The sequence below is a fragment of the Calothrix sp. PCC 7507 genome, from assembly GCF_000316575.1.
Taxonomy (GTDB): Bacteria; Cyanobacteriota; Cyanobacteriia; order Cyanobacteriales; family Nostocaceae; genus Fortiea.
This window is the reverse complement of sequence record NC_019682.1, coordinates 2054161-2071657: the sequence shown is the minus strand read 5'-3', so window position 1 is coordinate 2071657 and position 17497 is coordinate 2054161. Positions and strand designations below refer to the sequence as shown.

Genomic DNA, 17497 nt, shown 5'->3' with positions numbered 1-17497 from the left:
GTTTTTCTATGCTTAACTAACTTTTGAGTTGTTAACCAACGGAAAAACCCCATTTCAGCCACGGTTATAAAATACCTATACCTGTCAGTGGGGGCAGGGAGCAGGGGGAATGGAGGTGATGAGGGAATAATTCTTGACTTTTGGTACAGACGCCATTAATCGCGTCTCTTCACAACTTCCCAATGCCTAATGCCTAATGCTCAATGCCCAATTCAAGACTCAATCAAAACAAATTTGTTGATACAAGTATTAGATTTATTAATTCGGCGGGATAAAAAAGCAATCAGCAAAAGCCACCAAGCGATGGGAGAAATAATGCTGGGGAATAGCATCACCAAAAAACTTTTGATTTTCCCATGCTTTAAAGCTACTAAGCACCAGTGAAGTTTTAAGTATTTTCTGGTACTAGCAAGGGTAGGCATTCGAGACAAGTGCTTTTGGTCAACCAATGCGTAAATTTTCTCCTTCATAAAAATATTTGTAGCTAGGCGCTCAGACAAAGAAAACTTTTGATTATAAGCACCAGTCCAAATTGTGCGATAAGCAAGGCACTGATTAAGGAAGATTGCATCACCAAATTGAGCAATGCGAATCCAAGAATCAATATCATCACAGTTAGCATCAAGTTCCGAGTTCCAACCACCAGTTTGCAAGAAACTTTCTCGGTGACAAGCTACTTGCACAGGCGTACCAAAAGGTACAAGCTCTAAAAGCATACCGTAGTGAATATCTGCTTGGGGGATATAAAAAGCCAACCCCGGCCCACATTGTGGAGTGCGACTGAGTTCTACTTCATTACTATCTACCTGAGCTGCAATGCATGAACAGATAACAGAACTAGGATGAAGTGCGATCGCCCTAGACATCTCTTCTAAACAGTTTGGTGCTAGATAATCATCATCATCTAAAAACTTAATCCAATCACCGCTGGCCCTTTCCACTCCAGCATTGACTGTAGCCGCATGACCCTTGTTAACATGATTGCGATGATAAACAATGCCTTTACCCAAACTTTTGACATAGTTTTCGGTTTCATCAGACGAACAGTCATCAGCAACCACAACTTCACACTTCATTGTCTGGTTGAGCGCAGAGTCAATTGCTCGTCGCAGCAAGCTTAGGCGATTATAGGTAGTAATGACGACACTAAATTTCATAAATTTGAAACCTGTCAGAGAAGAGCAAAAAGTCCAGGGGGAACAGGGCAGGGAAAAAGAACCTCATAAATAAATTTAGTTAGTGTAAAATCAAGAAGGCATATTGGTGACTAATTACACCAGTTATAGCTTCATCTTTTATCCTATAGAGATAGGATTCACCAGATGAAGCAACTTTCATACAGTCTGATGTAACATTTTTTCCATAAAATCCATTTGGATCAGGAAGAAGGAAAGCAGGGCAAAAAAAATCACCCACAATTCCACTCGGCTTGTACCAGACCACCACAGCCAAATTCCTGCTTCTCATCAAATAACTGGACTCTCAGGGGGTTATGGATTTATGATTGATGATCGTGGGTTTTTTAAAGCAAATAGGCTATGAACGCTCAAGAAATCATCCGCTCTATTGAAGCGGAACAACTAAAATCGAATCTGCCGCTCATTTATGTCGGCGATACAGTGAAAGTCGGTGTCAAAATTAAGGAAGGCGAAAAATTCCGCGTACAGCCCTATGAAGGCGTAGTGATTGCTAAACGTAATGGCGGCATTAACGAAACAATCACAGTCCGGAAGGTATTTCAAGGTGTCGGTGTAGAACGAGTATTTCTCCTACATTCTCCTCGGATTGACAGCATCAAAGTGTTGCGCCGTGGTAAAGTACGTCGTGCTAAACTCTACTATCTCCGTCAGCGCATTGGCAAAGCGACTCGGATCAAACAACGCTTCGACCGTCCTTTGTAATTAACCGTTCCAAGGTATGGGAGATATACTAACCAAAAAGCGGCATCTGCCGCTGATTTGCCCTCTTAACAAAATTAAGTTACAATAATTGTAAATTGCGTTAAACTTGGAAAGGTTCAGCGCAATTATCAAATCCAAGACAGCTTGTGCGCTCTTAGTTCAGTTGGTAGAACGCAGGTCTCCAAAACCTGATGTCGGGGGTTCAAGTCCTCCAGGGCGCGCTCAAAAGCCAAAATAAAGCCCGAAACAATATCACATCTGCTAAAATGGCAGTTGGTGCTAATGATTTCGGGTATAATTATTTGGCGGCTTTTTTGCTTCCAGTAAGTAAGATAGAGTCAAGCTGTAAACCTGGATCAAACACTAGCAGCATTCAGCTGTGTAAACAACGGGGGATAAACGGCCGTGGCCAAAAAAAATGAAGCGGAAATCCCAGAAAACTCAAATGGGTTTAGCTTGACCAACTTCTTCCAGGGAACCAAAGAAGAACTTGAGAAAGTAGTTTGGCCGAGTCGTAAGCAATTAGTGAGCGAATCAGCAGCCGTGTTGTTAATGGTGACACTCTCCGCATCTTTGATATATTTGGTCGATGGATTGTTTGCTTGGGCAGCAAAACAGGTGTTCTGATGACTTTTGCAACAGACGAACCGCGTAACTCAACTTTGCAGTCAGAGGAAGCCGCAGAGACAGCGCTTCTTGAGGCCCGCTGGTATGCGGTGCAGGTAGCCTCAGGCTGTGAAAAGCGTGTGAAGACAAACCTAGAGCAGCGCATCCAAACCTTTGATGTGGCTGAGAAGATTGTCCAGGTGGAAATTCCCCACACGCCGGCAGTTAAAATCCGTAAAGATGGTAGCCGCCAGCATACAGAGGAAAAGGTGTTCCCTGGATATGTACTAGTACGGATGATTTTGGATGATGACACCTGGCAGGTGGTACGAAACACCTCTCATGTGATTAATTTTGTAGGAGCAGAGCAAAAACGTGGTAGCGGCAAGGGTCGAGGTCACGTCAAGCCATTGCCCCTAGGTCATTCAGAAGTAGAACGCATATTCAAACAGACCAGCGAACAAGAGCCAGTTGTCAAAATTGACATGGCTACTGGTGATAAGATAATTGTGCTTTCTGGTCCGTTTAAAGACTTTGAAGGTGAGGTGATAGAAGTTTCTCCAGAGCGGAGTAAACTCAAAGCCTTGCTATCAATTTTTGGGCGAGATACACCAGTAGAGTTGGAATTTAATCAGGTAGAGAAACAGAGCTAATAAACAATGGCGAAGAAAGTCGTAGCGGTCATTAAACTGGCCCTGAATGCTGGAAAAGCCAATCCAGCACCACCCGTGGGTCCCGCATTGGGTCAACACGGCGTTAACATCATGATGTTCTGCAAAGAGTACAACGCCAAAACAGCAGACCAAGCTGGGATGGTGATACCTGTAGAAATATCGGTTTTTGAAGACCGGAGTTTTACATTCGTACTTAAAACGCCACCAGCATCAGTACTGATTCGCAAGGCAGCAAAAATCGAGCGCGGATCTAATGAACCTAACAAAAAGAAAGTTGGGAAAATTACCAGAGCGCAATTGCAGGAAATTGCTCAAACTAAACTGCCCGATCTCAACGCCAATGACATAGAAGCGGCGATGAAGATTGTCGAAGGTACTGCCAAGAATATGGGCGTTACTATTGCGGATTAGTCAAGGGTCAAGAGTCAGGAGTCAAAAGTCAAATAACTTAGTACTCAGCACTCATAACTAAAAATTATCGGGGGAGAGGCCAAGCTTCGGAATTACCCCAGGAGAGAAAAATGGCAAAAAAAGTATCACGGCGCTTGCGGGAACTGCAAGCCAAGGTAGAAGATAGGGACTACGGTCCGATAGAGGCTTTGGAGCTTTTGCAAGCGACAGCAACAGCCAAATTCCCAGAAGCCGCGGAAGCACACATCCGGTTGGGAATTGACCCCAAGTATACAGATCAACAGTTGCGGACAACGGTAGCACTGCCCAAAGGTACAGGACAAATTATCAGGGTGGCGGTGATTGCCAGAGGTGAGAAAGTCAATGAAGCCAGCAACGCTGGTGCTGACATTGCTGGCTCAGAAGAATTGATTGATGAAATCCAAAAGGGTAGAATGGATTTTGACAAGCTAATTGCTACCCCAGATGTGATGCCACAGGTGGCAAAGCTGGGTAAATTGCTTGGTCCACGTGGTTTGATGCCATCGCCCAAAGGTGGGACAGTGACATTTGACTTAGCAGGTGCGATCGCAGAATTCAAAGCTGGTAAACTAGAATTTCGTGCTGACCGCACAGGCATAGTCCATGTTATGTTTGGTAAGGCAGCCTTCGCGCCAGAAGATTTGTTAATCAACCTGAAGGCGTTGCAAGAAACAATCGACCGTAACCGTCCTGCAGGCGCAAAGGGTCGTTATTGGCGCACAGTTTATGTGTCTGCCACAATGGGGCCAGCGATTAAAGTCGATATCAGCGCCCTACGGGATTTGAAACTGACCGAAGCATCATGATGGGGAATAGGTAATGGGGACTGGGGACTAGGTAATTGATCTCTAGCCCAGTCGCCAGTACCTAATTGAATAAATCAAGCCGGAGACAGCAGGTGCATATCGCTTAATATCCTGCCGAGGTTGAAACCCTGAATACTCAAAGTGACGCTTGTAAAACTGCGATCGCTAAGGTATGAAGAGTAATACCACTAAACCCCGGCTAAAGCAGCTGGGGTTTGTTGTTTGGATTGGTCAGAACAAGATACACATGTAGGGAAATCGATGATTTTGCCCTTGGAGCTAAAACGAAGATGGGTAGAACACTAGAAAACAAGAAAGAGATAGTAGCTGACCTCAAAGAAACTTTGAGTGAGTCAACTCTAGCACTGGTAATTGAATACCAAGGGCTAACAGTTGCCGAAATCTCAGACTTAAGACGGCGACTACGTCCGAGTGGCACTGTTTGCAAGGTGACAAAAAACACCTTGATGGGCATTGCCATCCAAGATGATGAAAAATGGCAGCCACTGTCAGAATTGCTTCAAGGTTCTTCAGCCTTTTTGCTGGTCAAAGAAGATTTCTCATCAGCAATTAAGGCTTATCAAGAATTCCAGAAAGTCACCAAGAAGACAGAACTTCGCGGTGGTGTCTTGGAAGGAAAGCTACTCAAAGAGCCAGATGTCAAGATCCTAGGAGACTTGCCATCGAAGGAACAACTCATCGCTCAAATTGCTGGAGCAATCAACGCTTTGGCTACGAAGATTGCTGTGGGTATCAACGAAGTTCCTGGTTCACTGGCGCGGTCTTTGCAAGCAGTGGCCGATAAAGAGTCAGGAGATAGCACCGAAAGTGCTGGTGAGTAAATTTCGCGTTTTTCATAGTCAAAAGTCATCACTAACGACGAATGACTAAATAGTTAATCAAAATTACAGGAGTTATATCAATGTCTGCTGCAACCGATCAAATTTTAGAACAACTTAAATCCTTATCTTTGTTGGAAGCTTCCGAATTAGTTAAGCAAATTGAAGAAGCCTTTGGTGTGAGTGCTGCTGCTCCTGTTGGCGTAGCGATCGCTGGGCCTGCTGCTGCTGTCGCGGCTGAAGAAGTTGTTGAACAAACCGAGTTTGATGTGATTCTGGAATCAGTCCCAGCTGATAAGAAAATTGCCGTGCTGAAGATTGTCCGGGAATTGACCGGTCTGGGTCTGAAAGAAGCTAAGGATATGGTGGAAGCTGCACCCAAGGCTATTAAGGAAGGTGTTGCTAAGGATGCTGCTGAAGATGCTAAGAAGCGGATCGAAGAAGCTGGCGGTAAGGTGGCTATTAAGTAGTCAACTGAAGTCTGAAGTATAAAAAACTCCCACCAACGAGTGGTTGGAGTTTCCCGTCGCTTTCAATGAAATTACGCCACTGATAAGGTGAGGTGTCTACATCCTTCATCCTTTACACTTCTTTGGTCAAAATTTCATTACCTGTTTTTTAAAAAGGAGCGTGAACTACCTACAGCGCTCTACGAGTCGCTGTAGGCTTCTGGCACATTTTTAATGTTTCCAGAACTTCCTTCGAGGTACTATTGGTAGTAGATTCAGTTACTACCAGATTCCCTCTACGGCGTTTTATTGTGGGGAACAGTCCCAGCCCCACACGCTTTATGTTGATTCCAGCATTAATATCTCTGTCAACCCAAAGCGATTCGATTTCATCCCAATATTCACGAATACTGCAATCAGTGAAGACAAAATTATCACGATATGCGAGTAGCTGAGATGTATATGCAGGTTTAACTGCTATCGTCCTAGCCCCAGTTTTTGAAACTATGTATTCTAGGATTGTGAAAAATTGCCCGAATGCAGCGTCATTCCAAGATTTATTTAATCCAGATTTAGCTGATTGACCATTTGGAAGGTAACTACCATCTTCATCTTGTTTAGCTTTGTTCCTTTTCGATAAAGCTTTTAGATTTAAATCTTCGTGTACAAAAACTTTTTTACCAGTTCTTACAAGAGTATGGGCAGTTTTAAAAGCGTGGTCTTTCCTTGCTCTGGCTATGCGCTGATGTTCCCGTGCTTCTCGTTTTGCTAGTTTACGTCTTGGTCTACTGCCTTTCTTTTTGATAGCTTTACGACGCGAAACTTTAGCGAGACGTTGTTCAGATTTTCTGAACGATTTCAGTGCAGGAAGTTTGGTATTTTCGCTAGTAGCAAGATAATCATCTTCATGCAGTACCGCATCCAATCCAATTGTGTTTCTCCACGTTGGCACTATTTCGTCAGGCGTGAACTCCGGTACATTTGGGTCTTCTAGGCAAATAGTTAAATACCACCCATCAGCTTTTAAGGTAAGCAATGCATTTTTGAGCGTCAGCCCTTCAGGCAATGGTCTATGTAGTCGTACTTTTACCCACCCATTAAGTTTAGAGAAAGATGCAAATAACCAGTCTTTTTCTACACGCTCTATGGTTATAGCTTGACCTTCTATTTTCAGGGTGCGATACCGAGCAGCATTCTTAAATCGTGGCTTACCACTACGATTGCCGTTACCATCCCCCTTGATAAAACGCCCAAAAGCCAAGTCTACTCGTTTGCAAACATCTTGTAATGTTTGGGAGGGTACACGAGAAAAATCTAGTAACTCCCCAGAATGAACAACTTTTATCAAATCTTCTTTGATAATTGGTAGCTGTTTTTTCTGAGAGTAAAAATTAGGATTATCCCTTAACTGAGGTAATGGGCAAATTAAAGGACAGGCGTTGATATTGTTGCGGTTATTTTCCCACCAATCAAACCTATCCCCTAGTTGCTTGTTGTACCAGTACTGGCATATTCGCAACCAATAATTAAGTTCTAGCTTTTGATTGGTATCTGGATAAGCTCGATACTGATAGTTAAGCAACAAAGTAAATCACCTCCTACCGTTAATCACTGTTGTTATTTTAGGCTACAGTGATTATGACAGAGTTCTTGAAAAATTTGTGAAAAATGATTTTGTATCACAAGGGAGGTCTGTCAGTGACCTCAAAGCTCACCTAGTCTTAACAACAAAATATCGTCGCAAAGCTATCACAGGGGAAATGTTGAGTCGATTACATGTCATCCTTGAAGATTTGTTACTCAAGTGGGACTGCAAGCTTGTAGAGTTTAGTGGCGAATCAGACCACGTACACCTGTTATTTCAATATCATCCTGACTTACAATTAAGTAAGCTGGTGGGTAATATCAAATCAACTACTTCCCGCAGACTCAGACAAGAATTTTCAACCCACCTGAGTCGTTTCTACACCAAAGATGTCTTTTGGAATGGGTCATACTTCATTGCTAGTTGTGGTGGCGTAACTATCTCATCTTTAAAACAATATATTGAAGCGCAAGACAAACCTGAAAGTGGCGACTCCTCATCGACCCCCTGTCCTGTTAATCCTGCGGATTAATTTGGTTGTGGGTCAATTCGTCATCGCCCAAAAATTCATCCCACACTGCCCTTCAGGTCAGATGTGGGGCTTCTTTTTGTTTTAGCTAAGTAAGGCTCTTTTTTTTGATATGTTCTACCAAACCAAGTTAAAGCTTTTTTAAGAAGCCAAATCGAAAATCTGCTGTGCGGTTAAGTTGAATTGGGGAAAGGTCGGGGAAACAATGGTTGTGTTTCCCGTAAAGGTCGTCATCTGATATTCTCCATCAACCAAGTTACAAACAAAAATTGTGGCTTGCTTGGGGTTCCCGATGAACTTTCTCGCCCCCAGTGCTGCATAATCGAGAATCCAATATTCCTCGATCCCCATCTCTTCATAATCTCGAACTTTATTGTAGTAATCATCACGCCAATTAGTTGAAACCACCTCGACAATTAATTTGACTGAATTAGGATTTTGAATAATCGATTCGCTTTCCCACCGGGTTTCGTCCCCAAGAACTTCTTTGTTTAATATAATGATATCCGGCTCATAACCTGATTTTTCCCATTTGGTTTTGACGATCGATTCCCTGGGAATAGTCCAGAGACCGCCAAAGCTACTCTGTCTGATAATTATCAATAATTGCTCGATTAGGGAACCTGTTAGAGTTGAATGTTTCCCCTTGGGCTTGGGCATTTCGATAATTACTCCATCATGCAGTTCGTATCGAACTGCCGAGTTTTCGGGATACCAGCTGATAAATTCATCGAAGTTGTACAGTTTGGTTTCGACATAGGCTTGAGTCATATTATCAGGCTTGTAAGCATTCAGTGGTTGTTAAGAGAAGGTTTACGAATTAGCATTGTTTAGCGTCTGATGGATTGACAAAATCATGTAAATCTGCATCCCAAATACTAATATAGATGAAATCACAGTTTTGGCGCACAATCTGACCTTTGACTCGGCCTTTTGTAAACTGAAAATTATCAGACTGACGCTGTTGCACTTGTTGGAGTCCCTGCTTGATCTCTGCAGTTGCTTGACCTCCTAACATCCCGTCTAAAGTAGTCTGCATTACCTGCTGGTCTACTGATGAGGCAAAAGATGCTTCAGTTTGGCGTAGTGTTCCAGAATTACGATCAAATAAGTAGCCTAGGTCAATTTGGTTTGGGACTACCCTATAGGTGATGGCGCGGGTATTCGGCCACAGTCCTCTTAAATCTTTTTTGGGCTTGCCAAGAGTGGCTTCGACACTGTTTCTAGCTGTACCTGTAGGAAATGCGGGAACGCTTTGTCTGTTGGTAGCTAATTTACGAGGCTGATTTTGTGGTGTTGGGGGTATTTCTGGCGTGGGAGTTGGCGTTGGCTGACTCGCTGTTTCTGGCGGTGGAGTTGATGCTAATGGGGATGTGGGCGTCTCAGTCGGTATGGGTTGGTTTTCTGGCTGTGGTGTGGATGCGATGACGGGATTGGGGTCTACTTTAGGTGCAGGAACTACTCGCAGGTTTGGTAAAGTGCGTGTATCCGGAGTGGGAGAAGGTAAGGAAGGAACTGGCGTATCGAGGGGTGTGGGATTGGTAGCTAGGGATTCTGGGGAGGGTACGGAATTTTCGGCAATTGGGACCTCCGGCTGTTGCTGGCGAGTCATGCTAGAAATCGCTACTGCACCAAACAAGCTACCTATGAGTACGCTACCGATAACCACGGCGGGCTTTTGCCAATTATTTGCAGGAATTTGGGGCTGAGAAGATAATACTTCGGTTTGTCGGGTCGGTTTAGCGATCGTGGGAGGTAGGGTGACAGTGTGAGGAGAACTGTGATTGCTAGATTGCAAGGCATACAGCATTTTGCTGGCTGTGGTGTAGCGATCGCCTGCAAGAGGTTTCATAGCCTGATTGAGTACCTGGGCTAAATTATGTGATACTTGCGGGGCGTAATCTTGCCAAAGTATTTCCCCTGTTTGCTGGTTAGTTTGTAGTTCGTGGGGTGATTTACCAGTTAGCAAATAAATAGCCGTCACACCCAAGCTGTAGATATCTGTGGCGTAGACTGGCCTTCCTAGGGCTTGTTCACTGGGCATATAGCCAGGTGTCCCAATCACCATTGATTGTGTGGGATATTTTGCAGAACTGACCACTGAACGAATGGTTTCTTTGACAGCACCAAAATCAATTAACACTGGTTTGCTATCAGAGGAACGGAGAATGATGTTATCAGGTTTAATGTCTCGATGAATGATACCCTTGCTGTGGATATAATCCAAAACGGACAACAGACTTAAGAGCATCCCTCGAACCGTAGTTTCAGTCTCGTATCCTTTAGCTTGGACAACTTCTCGCAAGGTTTCACCGTGAATCCATTCCTGAACTAGGTAAAACTGCCCATTTTCTGAAAAGTAGGCATAGAGTTCAGGGATTTGGTCGCTACTTTTACCGAGATACTCCAAAGTCGCCGCTTCCCTCTCAAACCGCTGTTGAATCATTTGATAGGTTTGAGGGTCATTAGTTACGGGTTTGAGTTGCTTGATCACACACCGACGGCGAGAAGGCATATGAGTATCTTCTGCGAGAAAGGTTTCGCCAAACCCACCAGCACCGAGTACTTGGATAACTTGATAGCGATTGTTTAGCAGAGTTGTTGTCATGAAAATTCACACCATTCGCCCTTTCTCAATGTACATCAGATAGGCTGACGCAAAAGAGCCGGAAAATATCCGGTTTTTAAGATTGCTTTTTCTACCATAAATTGCTGTATTCTCTATCTCATAAGCTTTTTAGCCTATTTTGTCGCCCCTAATACTTTGAGATTGGCTTTTTGCGCTTCGGAAATTCCCGTCACTCCAGTTATATTCACGCCTTCGTAGGGAAGCTGTCTCTTTAACGTTTGCACAGTTTTACCTGTTTGCACATCCCAAATTTGAATCGGTTGTTCCAGGAAAGCGATCGCTAGCAAGTCCTTGACTGGATGCCAATGCAACGACAATCCGTGATTTTCGCCCTGGATAATCTGTTCACAGTCGCCCGTGCCAACATTCCAGATTCTGACTGTTTTACCAGTACAGGTACTTGCAATCTTGTTGCCATCGGCACTCCACGCCACTGAATAAATCCGCCCATTCATATGCCCCAGGAAGGTTTTTAAACACTCTCCACAGGCCACATCCCAAAGTTGAACTACACCTTCGTAGTCTCCACTAAGCAAGGTTTTGCCGTCTGGACTAAAGGCAACGCTACCGACGAAACGACCCACAGAAATGACACGAGAACAAACACCCAGGCTTAAATCCCAAAACCGAATAGTTCCATCAAAACCTCCACTGGCAAGCTGATTGCCTACAGGAAACCAAGCAACGGAATTTACCAGACTACTGTGCCCTGACAGCGTTAATAAACATTGCCCAGAATGAGTATCCCAAAGTTTTACCGTTCCATCATCGGCGCAACTAATCAGACAATTTTCATCCCGACCCCAGGCGACAGTCCTTACCCAACCCTGATGTCCCTGCAACACCTGTAAGCATTGCCCCGTCTGCACATCCCAAATGCGAACTGTGGTATCTGCACTACAACTTGCCATCAAGCGTTCGTCTGGACTCCAGGCAACAAATAATACTCCGTTGGTATGTCCATAAAAGACTCTCAAACATTCCCCTGTTTGACTATCCCACAGTTGCACAGTATGGTTAGTGCTAGCGCTCAACAGAAGAATGCCATCGTTACTCCACCGGACACACCAGGAAGAATTACTGTAGCCGCGCAAGGTTTTGACACATTGCCCCGTTTGCGTATTCCACAATTTAATCACCTGATCGAAAGATGCGCTGACAAGGGTTCTGCTATCAGGACTCCAAGAAACTGACCAAACCCAGTTTTCATGTCCCTGCAACACTTTTAGACATTGCAGAGAGCGATCCCACAGGTTGACAACATAACCATTGATACTTCCCCCTGCTAGTCTTTCGCCATCCGGACTCCAGGTTAGGCGATGAAAAAGCTCTTGGGTGTTAACTACTTGCAAACATTCTCCCGTTTGCCAATCCCAAAGTTTGACGGTTTTATCATACCCACTATTGGCGAGGATTTTGCCATTGGGATGCATTGCCACAGACAAAACCCAATTTTCATGGTCTGAAATTACGCGAATGCACTCGCCAGTCACCACATCCCAAAATTTAATCGTGTGATCTGTATAGCCTGCTGCCAGCACTGCCCCATCCGGTAACCATGCCAGACTCGGAATCCAGCAACTCTGATCGCCAGAGTTGCTTCCAAGCTCAGTCAAACGCTCTCCGGTTGTAGCATTCCAAACCACAAGCAAGGAATGTTGCCCTCCACAGGCTACATACTTACCGTCGGGACTCCAGGCTAATGCCAAAATGCAACTGTTATAGCCGTGTAAGTCCCGCAGTTTTTGACCCGTGCGGGCATCCCAAAGGCTAACTGCTTGATCAACACCGCTAACTAACATTGTGCCATCAGGATGCCAATCAGCTCCCAAAACCCAGCCTTGATGTGCCTGGATCGACATTAATGGCTGCATCCCTTCCACCTGCCAAATATGCAGTTCTCCTTTGGTATCCCCGACAGCAAGGCGCTGCCCATCAGGGCTAAATTTTCCCCACATTCCACTCGTGAAGACTTGAGTAAAGGTAGATTGAGCAAAATGAGCAAATTGAAAATTGACATCTTTTAACCGCACACCCCGGAAATCTGCGTGGCGAATTTTCAGATGGGAAAAGTCATAGCCAGTGAGGTCAATTTGCAGGCGCAGACACAGGTTAATAAAGTTCCCCACTCCATAACCAAAGGTTGATTCTGAATCAGTACGTAATACCAGCAAAACAGATTGCAAATGCTGCTCTAATCGTTTAGAATTTTTGTGAAATGCAGCTTTTAATTGTTCAATGAGTGGTTGTAAAATTAAGCGAATTTGACTTTCGCGGATATATTCTAAAACAGTTGTTTTTAAAAGTGCATAATGGTTGAAAAATGATGTTTGCACCATTAACAATTCAGTGGCAAGCGGGTGAATTAAACAGTCTGTGACATATTCCATAATCACAGGCTGTTGTGTATATTCGCCCGATCGCTTTTCAATGAAACTGCGCCATGTGAGCGATTCCAGGGACTCCAACAAACTGGCACGAGAAACCGCAGGGATAATATCTGCTTGTAGTTCAGCGATCGCAGTCCATTCGCGATTAATCGCCAACCAATACATGATGGTTTGTTCTAGAGATGATAACCGCTGAAATTGCTGATCGAGTAAGCGACGAATCCCGTTAAATATCGGAGTTTCTGTTGACAAAAAGACGGCAATTTCTCCATCAAACAAACTCTGAATTGAAGTGGCAACCATTTTCAATGCCAGGGGATTGCAACGATACAACTGGCACAGGGAGCGTTTTTGAGCCTCACTTCCCACTAGTCCTTTAGAGTCAATTAATGCCAGACATGCTTCCCAGGAACCTTGTAAAGCAAGCGATCGCACTCCGCCATTCCAATCTTCAAATATCGCCACTTCTGTTGATTTCTCCCGGCTAGTCAGGAAAATACAACTTTGATGACTCGCTTCCCCCAGCAACCGAAACAATTCACCATAGTTGGTAAAATTGGGTTGATAATTGCCAGCGTGTTCGCCTGGTTGTAAGAGAGTATCTTGATTATCGAAAATCACCAGACAGCGATGGGTTTGCAACCAGTACAGCAACCGTTCTGGTTTTGCTTGGATGTCTTGCTGCTGGGAAAGGAAAGGAACTAGTTCAGCCAACAAAGTTTCTAAGGGTGGGGCGTTACGGAGACTGCGCCAAATTACAAATTCAAAGTCTGCTTGTACCAATTGAGAGACTTTGGCAGCCAAAGCACTTTTACCAATACCGCCCATTCCCACCAGCGCAATCAGGCGACAGCGTTCTTCAATTATCCACTGCGTCAGCTTTTCTATCTCTTCTTCACGACCGCAGAAATGAGAAACATTAATCGCCTCGCCCCAATCTACAGAACGTTGGTTTTGCGGTTGGCAATTGGGGATTGGTGCATTAATTTGGGACAGAATGCCGCGCAGATTTTTCTTGTTAACTTTGCGACCCAGATCATAACTCAGGAACTGCCAGAATTTAGGGCCAATATCTCGCTGTAAGTAGTTAATAGAATACCCTGAACGCTCGGCGATTTGCTCATATGTCAAGTTGTTCCAGGCACCAAACAAAAGCGCAATTTCCACCTCAGAGAGGGTTCTAGCGAGTTTTTGATTGACAGCATGATTGGCGATCGCCAGTGCCTGTTCAAACTCCATATTTATGCCATTTTTGCAGGAATTTTAGTTTATATAGGCTAAATTAAACCATACTTTCCTTACTCAAATCCATACTAGAGTTTTGATAGATTGTTAAGATTCATCACCTAAAGAAAGCGATCGCTTATCTTGTTGCAAATCGTACAGGCTAGTGCCAAATTAGTTTCGTCTGTTTGTCCGCCATGCTTTTGGGCACATCTCACCGATTCTCTAGGTTAAATTGGTTTTGCGATCGCTTCGTGGGCGCTCTGCGCGATCGCCTTTTGAGTAACGTAGGGGTCGAGCACTTTTGTTATTGAAAGCATGATTGGCGATTGCTTATGCCTGTTCAAACTCCATATATTTCCCAGCTTGAGCAAAGTATACATTTTCATCAAACCATACTTTGCATACTACAACTCCATACTTTTCTGTAAAGACTGCACCCCGGAGTTTTGATAGTGTCTTAAACAACTCTAAATACTGAGTGCTAAGTCATAAATCTCACTTCTAAGGTACGCCCTTATTGATCTAGATATTGGCGTTCTCACAAGTAATAACAGGGGGATACTCTAATGGACACAAAGTTTTTCCAAGGTAGCATTTTTAAGATTACTGCGAAGCATAGTGGCAAGGTTCTGGACATTCCATCTGAGAAGATGAAGGACGATAATGCACCCCTCCAACAGTGGAACTATGGCGATGGTATCAATCAAAAGTTTTTAATTTTTCCGGTTGATGATGTTGGTAGGTACTTTGTGATTGCAAGTTTGGCTAGTGGGAAGGTTATACATATACCTAATTTTTCCATCTCAGAATCAGAACCAGTTGTTCAATATTCTTGGAGTGGTGGCGACAATCAACTCTTTGAGTTAAATCCAGTTTCAGGTCAATCCAATACCTTCTACATTCGAGCAAAACACAGCGGTAAGATATTGGACATCTCAGGAGAAAGCAAAGACAATGGCGCTAAGGTTTTGCAGTATAAATCCGATGGCGGTGATAATGAGAGGTTTATTATCGAGAAGGTTGGCGATGTGACGATTGACGGTGTGAACAAAGTTCAAGCAATTCTTTCTCAACCTGCTGCTGCTGATCCTTCTGAGTTTCCCGCTTTAACAAGTCCACAAAAACCTCAAAGTTCTAGAAATTGGAAGCCTGTAGGAAAACCATTCCTATTACCGTATTTCATGGTCAATGATAACAATCCGGCTTGGCAGGTTCAGAATTCTCCTTACTACTTGTTATCTCGCGAAGTTTGCTACACACTGAATGATCAGTACTTTACGTACAACAATACAGCTTCAGAGCAAGAATATGAAGTGACGATTCGAGCAGGATTTACGACCGAAGAATCTGAAAATTTCAGCAAGACTACAGGTCTAGAAGTGGCCAACACTCTTGAACAGACAATCGGTGCAAAGGTCGGTGCAGAAACTAAAATTCCTGGCTTTGGTAAGGTGAGTGGCGAAGTTAGCTCAGAAACCTCTTTTAGTTTAACGGCTTCAGCTAGCCTTTCTTTAGGTTATTCAACATCGACCTCCCTTTCTAGACATAATGAACAGGAAATTAGGCGATTAGTAAAATGCCAACCATACACTAGCCTTGCAGGGTGGACTCAAACCAGTAGATTTACATTGCTTCGTTTAGATGGATCTCGGCTTAAAACATGGGAAGTGCTTGAGGGAGGAGTTTTTATCGATGATATCAAAATTCCTCAATAGAGTGATTGCTGTCCTGTAGACTGGGTTTCCTTAGTGCGATCGCCAATCTCGTAGGATGCGTTAGCGATAGCGTAACGCATCACCAAATTATTAATGCTCTGCTAAATTTGGGCAAACTAATCAACAAATCCCAATAGTATCATTCAATGACCAGCTACCGCAGAAGCAGGATTGAGGGCGGAACCTATTTCTTTACCCAGGTAACACATCAAAGACAACCGTGGCTTTGTACGGATGTTGCTCCTCCTTTGCTGCGCGCTGCATTTCTCAAGGTGCGTGAAAAATATCCATTTGCCATCGATGCCATTGTATTGTTACCTGACCACATCCACTGCATCTGGACTTTACCACACAATGATAGTGATTATGCAACTCGTTGGCGCTTGATTAAAAGCGATGTCACCAAGCAAGGAGCATCTGCCCTACAGTTGCAGGCAAACCGGAGTGAATCACGGCAAAACCGCAGAGAGAGCAATCTTTGGCAGCGACGATTTTGGGAACATTGGATTCGAGACGATGATGATTTTGTACAGCATTGTGATTATATCCATTACAATCCAGTCAAGCATGGGTTATGTCAGCAAGCAATTGATTGGAAATATTCCAGTTTTCACCGATATGTCGCACAGGGTATTTACTCGGTTGATTGGGGAATGGAGCAAGAGTTGATGCCCTTATTAGATGAGGATTTTGGGGATGCGTTACGCTGGCGCTAACACATCCTACAATATTGGGCGCTCAGTTTTAAGCATGAGTTGGAGGGGCGATCGCACCCGAATTCAAATAGCATAGAAGCAGACAACTACAAAACTAGACTATGACTCCACAATTTGAAGCCGCGATCGCTGCCATCCAACTACTCTCATCTACAGAGTGCCAACAACTGCTACAAATCCTCACCCAAAGCAATTCATTCTCAAATTCTCAACCCGATTTTACAACCCTGAGTACTCAGTTTTTACAAGGTACTACGCTAAAGCAGTTACTTGCTAACCATTCTCCCACAACTGTTGATCACCTCCAAGGCCTGGCGGCCGATTTTTGGCCGGAAGAAGACTCTATTGAAGATTTTCTTACCTTTGTGCGACAACAGCGCCAAGAGGCAATCTAACTAAACTCCCATGAGTCTTGTTCTGATTGATACAGACATTGCTTCCTTCATCCTCAAAGGTAGTGATTATGCTGACCCTTACCTACCACTTTTGAGTGGTCAGGAATTGGCATTGTCATTCATGAGTGTCGCTGAATTATTTCAGTGGGCAATCTTACGTCGGTGGGGCGATCGTCGTCTCACCCAGTTAGAACAATACCTCTCGAATTACCTAATTATTCCAGTGGATCAACCTCTTTGTCGAGAATGGGCACAGGTTCGTGCTTATCGACAAAGCGTAGGACGACCAATTTCGCCCCAAGATGCCTGGATTGCTGCAACATCTCTACGCTACGACTTACTGCTAGTCACTCACAACATCAAAGACTTCCTAGAAATTCCCAATCTACGGCTGATCACCCGTTCACCCTAATACTACTTATTCTACTGTCTGTTGACGGTTAGACAACTTCTTAACAAACTATTTGGGAAGAATGAGCGATCGCCCATAGCTGAGATATTTGTGAGCGATCACTGAATTTTTGAGGCTAGTGCGATCGCCGATCTTGTAGAATGCGTATAGCCCTGCGGGCATGGCTGCGCTAAAGCAACAGCGTAACGCATC

General features: G+C 44.1%; 18 protein-coding genes, 1 tRNA gene and 1 other annotated feature. Of the genes, 13 read left to right on the top strand and 6 right to left on the bottom strand.

The features are described 5' to 3' along the window. Positions 1-212: 212 nt before the first annotated feature. Positions 213-1157 (bottom strand): glycosyltransferase family 2 protein, encoded by a 945-nt coding sequence (locus CAL7507_RS09030; RefSeq protein ID WP_015128153.1) that lies wholly within the window; start codon positions 1155-1157, stop codon positions 213-215. A gap of 381 nt (positions 1158-1538) precedes the next feature. Here CAL7507_RS09030 and rplS point away from each other — a divergent pair, with 381 nt between their 5' ends. The 8 genes from rplS to rplL all read left to right on the top strand — a co-directional run bounded on the left by rplS (position 1539) and on the right by rplL (position 5728). Next, positions 1539-1901 carry a 50S ribosomal protein L19 gene (gene rplS / locus CAL7507_RS09025; protein ID WP_015128151.1) on the top strand — a complete coding sequence of 121 codons (363 nt, stop codon included), beginning with the start codon at positions 1539-1541 and terminating at the stop codon, positions 1899-1901. 148 nt (positions 1902-2049) lie between these two features. After that, a tRNA-Trp gene (locus CAL7507_RS09020) sits at positions 2050-2122 on the top strand. A gap of 184 nt (positions 2123-2306) precedes the next feature. Then, on the top strand, positions 2307-2528 hold the full coding sequence (gene secE, locus CAL7507_RS09010; protein WP_015128150.1) for a preprotein translocase subunit SecE: 222 nt from the start codon (positions 2307-2309) through the stop codon (positions 2526-2528). After that, entirely contained in the window at positions 2528-3160 is a 633-nt protein-coding gene (gene nusG / locus CAL7507_RS09005; protein WP_015128149.1) for a transcription termination/antitermination protein NusG, read from the top strand. The genes secE and nusG overlap by 1 nt, the downstream gene beginning before the upstream one ends. Positions 3161-3166: 6 nt before the next feature. Beyond that, positions 3167-3592: a 50S ribosomal protein L11 gene (gene rplK, locus CAL7507_RS09000; RefSeq protein WP_015128148.1), complete on the top strand. Its 426-nt coding sequence runs from the start codon at positions 3167-3169 to the stop codon at positions 3590-3592. A 110-nt stretch (positions 3593-3702) separates the two neighbouring features. After that, positions 3703-4419 (top strand): 50S ribosomal protein L1, encoded by a 717-nt coding sequence (rplA, locus tag CAL7507_RS08995; protein WP_015128147.1) that lies wholly within the window; start codon positions 3703-3705, stop codon positions 4417-4419. A gap of 61 nt (positions 4420-4480) precedes the next feature. After that, positions 4481-4648, top strand: a sequence feature (ribosomal protein L10 leader region). A 61-nt stretch (positions 4649-4709) separates the two neighbouring features. Continuing rightward, positions 4710-5261, top strand: coding sequence for a 50S ribosomal protein L10 (gene rplJ, locus CAL7507_RS08990; RefSeq protein WP_015128146.1), 552 nt, complete (start codon positions 4710-4712; stop codon positions 5259-5261). Positions 5262-5341: 80 nt separating this feature from the next. Further along, on the top strand, positions 5342-5728 hold the full coding sequence (gene rplL / locus CAL7507_RS08985; protein ID WP_015128145.1) for a 50S ribosomal protein L7/L12: 387 nt from the start codon (positions 5342-5344) through the stop codon (positions 5726-5728). 169 nt (positions 5729-5897) lie between these two features. Here the strand turns inward: rplL and CAL7507_RS08980 are convergent, their stop codons facing one another. Beyond that, on the bottom strand, positions 5898-7292 hold the full coding sequence (locus CAL7507_RS08980; protein ID WP_015128010.1) for an RNA-guided endonuclease TnpB family protein: 1395 nt from the start codon (positions 7290-7292) through the stop codon (positions 5898-5900). Positions 7293-7368: 76 nt separating this feature from the next. On the opposite strand from CAL7507_RS08980, the gene tnpA reads away from it, so the two are divergent. After that, the gene (gene tnpA / locus CAL7507_RS08975; RefSeq protein WP_015128011.1) at positions 7369-7824 is read left to right on the top strand and encodes an IS200/IS605 family transposase; all 456 of its coding nucleotides are present in this window, start codon (positions 7369-7371) and stop codon (positions 7822-7824) included. Between the two features lie 138 nt (positions 7825-7962). On the opposite strand, the gene CAL7507_RS08970 is transcribed toward tnpA, so the two are convergent. From CAL7507_RS08970 to CAL7507_RS31615, 4 genes are all read right to left on the bottom strand, one after another. Then, on the bottom strand, positions 7963-8592 hold the full coding sequence (locus CAL7507_RS08970) for a Uma2 family endonuclease (RefSeq protein ID WP_015128144.1): 630 nt from the start codon (positions 8590-8592) through the stop codon (positions 7963-7965). Between the two features lie 49 nt (positions 8593-8641). Continuing rightward, positions 8642-10429, bottom strand: a complete 1788-nt coding sequence (locus CAL7507_RS08965) for a serine/threonine-protein kinase (protein ID WP_015128143.1) — start codon at positions 10427-10429, stop codon at positions 8642-8644. 134 nt (positions 10430-10563) lie between these two features. After that, entirely contained in the window at positions 10564-14079 is a 3516-nt protein-coding gene (locus CAL7507_RS08960; RefSeq protein ID WP_015128142.1) for an NB-ARC domain-containing protein, read from the bottom strand. Between the two features lie 107 nt (positions 14080-14186). Then, positions 14187-14282, bottom strand: a complete 96-nt coding sequence (locus CAL7507_RS31615; RefSeq protein WP_236556917.1) for an HNH endonuclease — start codon at positions 14280-14282, stop codon at positions 14187-14189. Between the two features lie 351 nt (positions 14283-14633). Here CAL7507_RS31615 and CAL7507_RS08955 point away from each other — a divergent pair, with 351 nt between their 5' ends. The 4 genes from CAL7507_RS08955 (at position 14634) to CAL7507_RS08940 (ending at position 17305) form a co-directional block, all read left to right on the top strand. Further along, positions 14634-15782, top strand: a complete 1149-nt coding sequence (locus CAL7507_RS08955; RefSeq protein WP_015128141.1) for an RICIN domain-containing protein — start codon at positions 14634-14636, stop codon at positions 15780-15782. A gap of 146 nt (positions 15783-15928) precedes the next feature. Continuing rightward, on the top strand, positions 15929-16498 hold the full coding sequence (locus CAL7507_RS08950) for a transposase (RefSeq protein WP_015128140.1): 570 nt from the start codon (positions 15929-15931) through the stop codon (positions 16496-16498). A gap of 101 nt (positions 16499-16599) precedes the next feature. Further along, on the top strand, positions 16600-16893 hold the full coding sequence (locus tag CAL7507_RS08945) for a hypothetical protein (protein ID WP_015128139.1): 294 nt from the start codon (positions 16600-16602) through the stop codon (positions 16891-16893). Between the two features lie 10 nt (positions 16894-16903). Further along, a complete protein-coding gene (locus CAL7507_RS08940) occupies positions 16904-17305 on the top strand; it encodes a type II toxin-antitoxin system VapC family toxin (RefSeq protein WP_015128138.1) in 402 nt (133 codons plus the stop codon). The last annotated feature ends 192 nt before the right edge of the window (positions 17306-17497 follow it).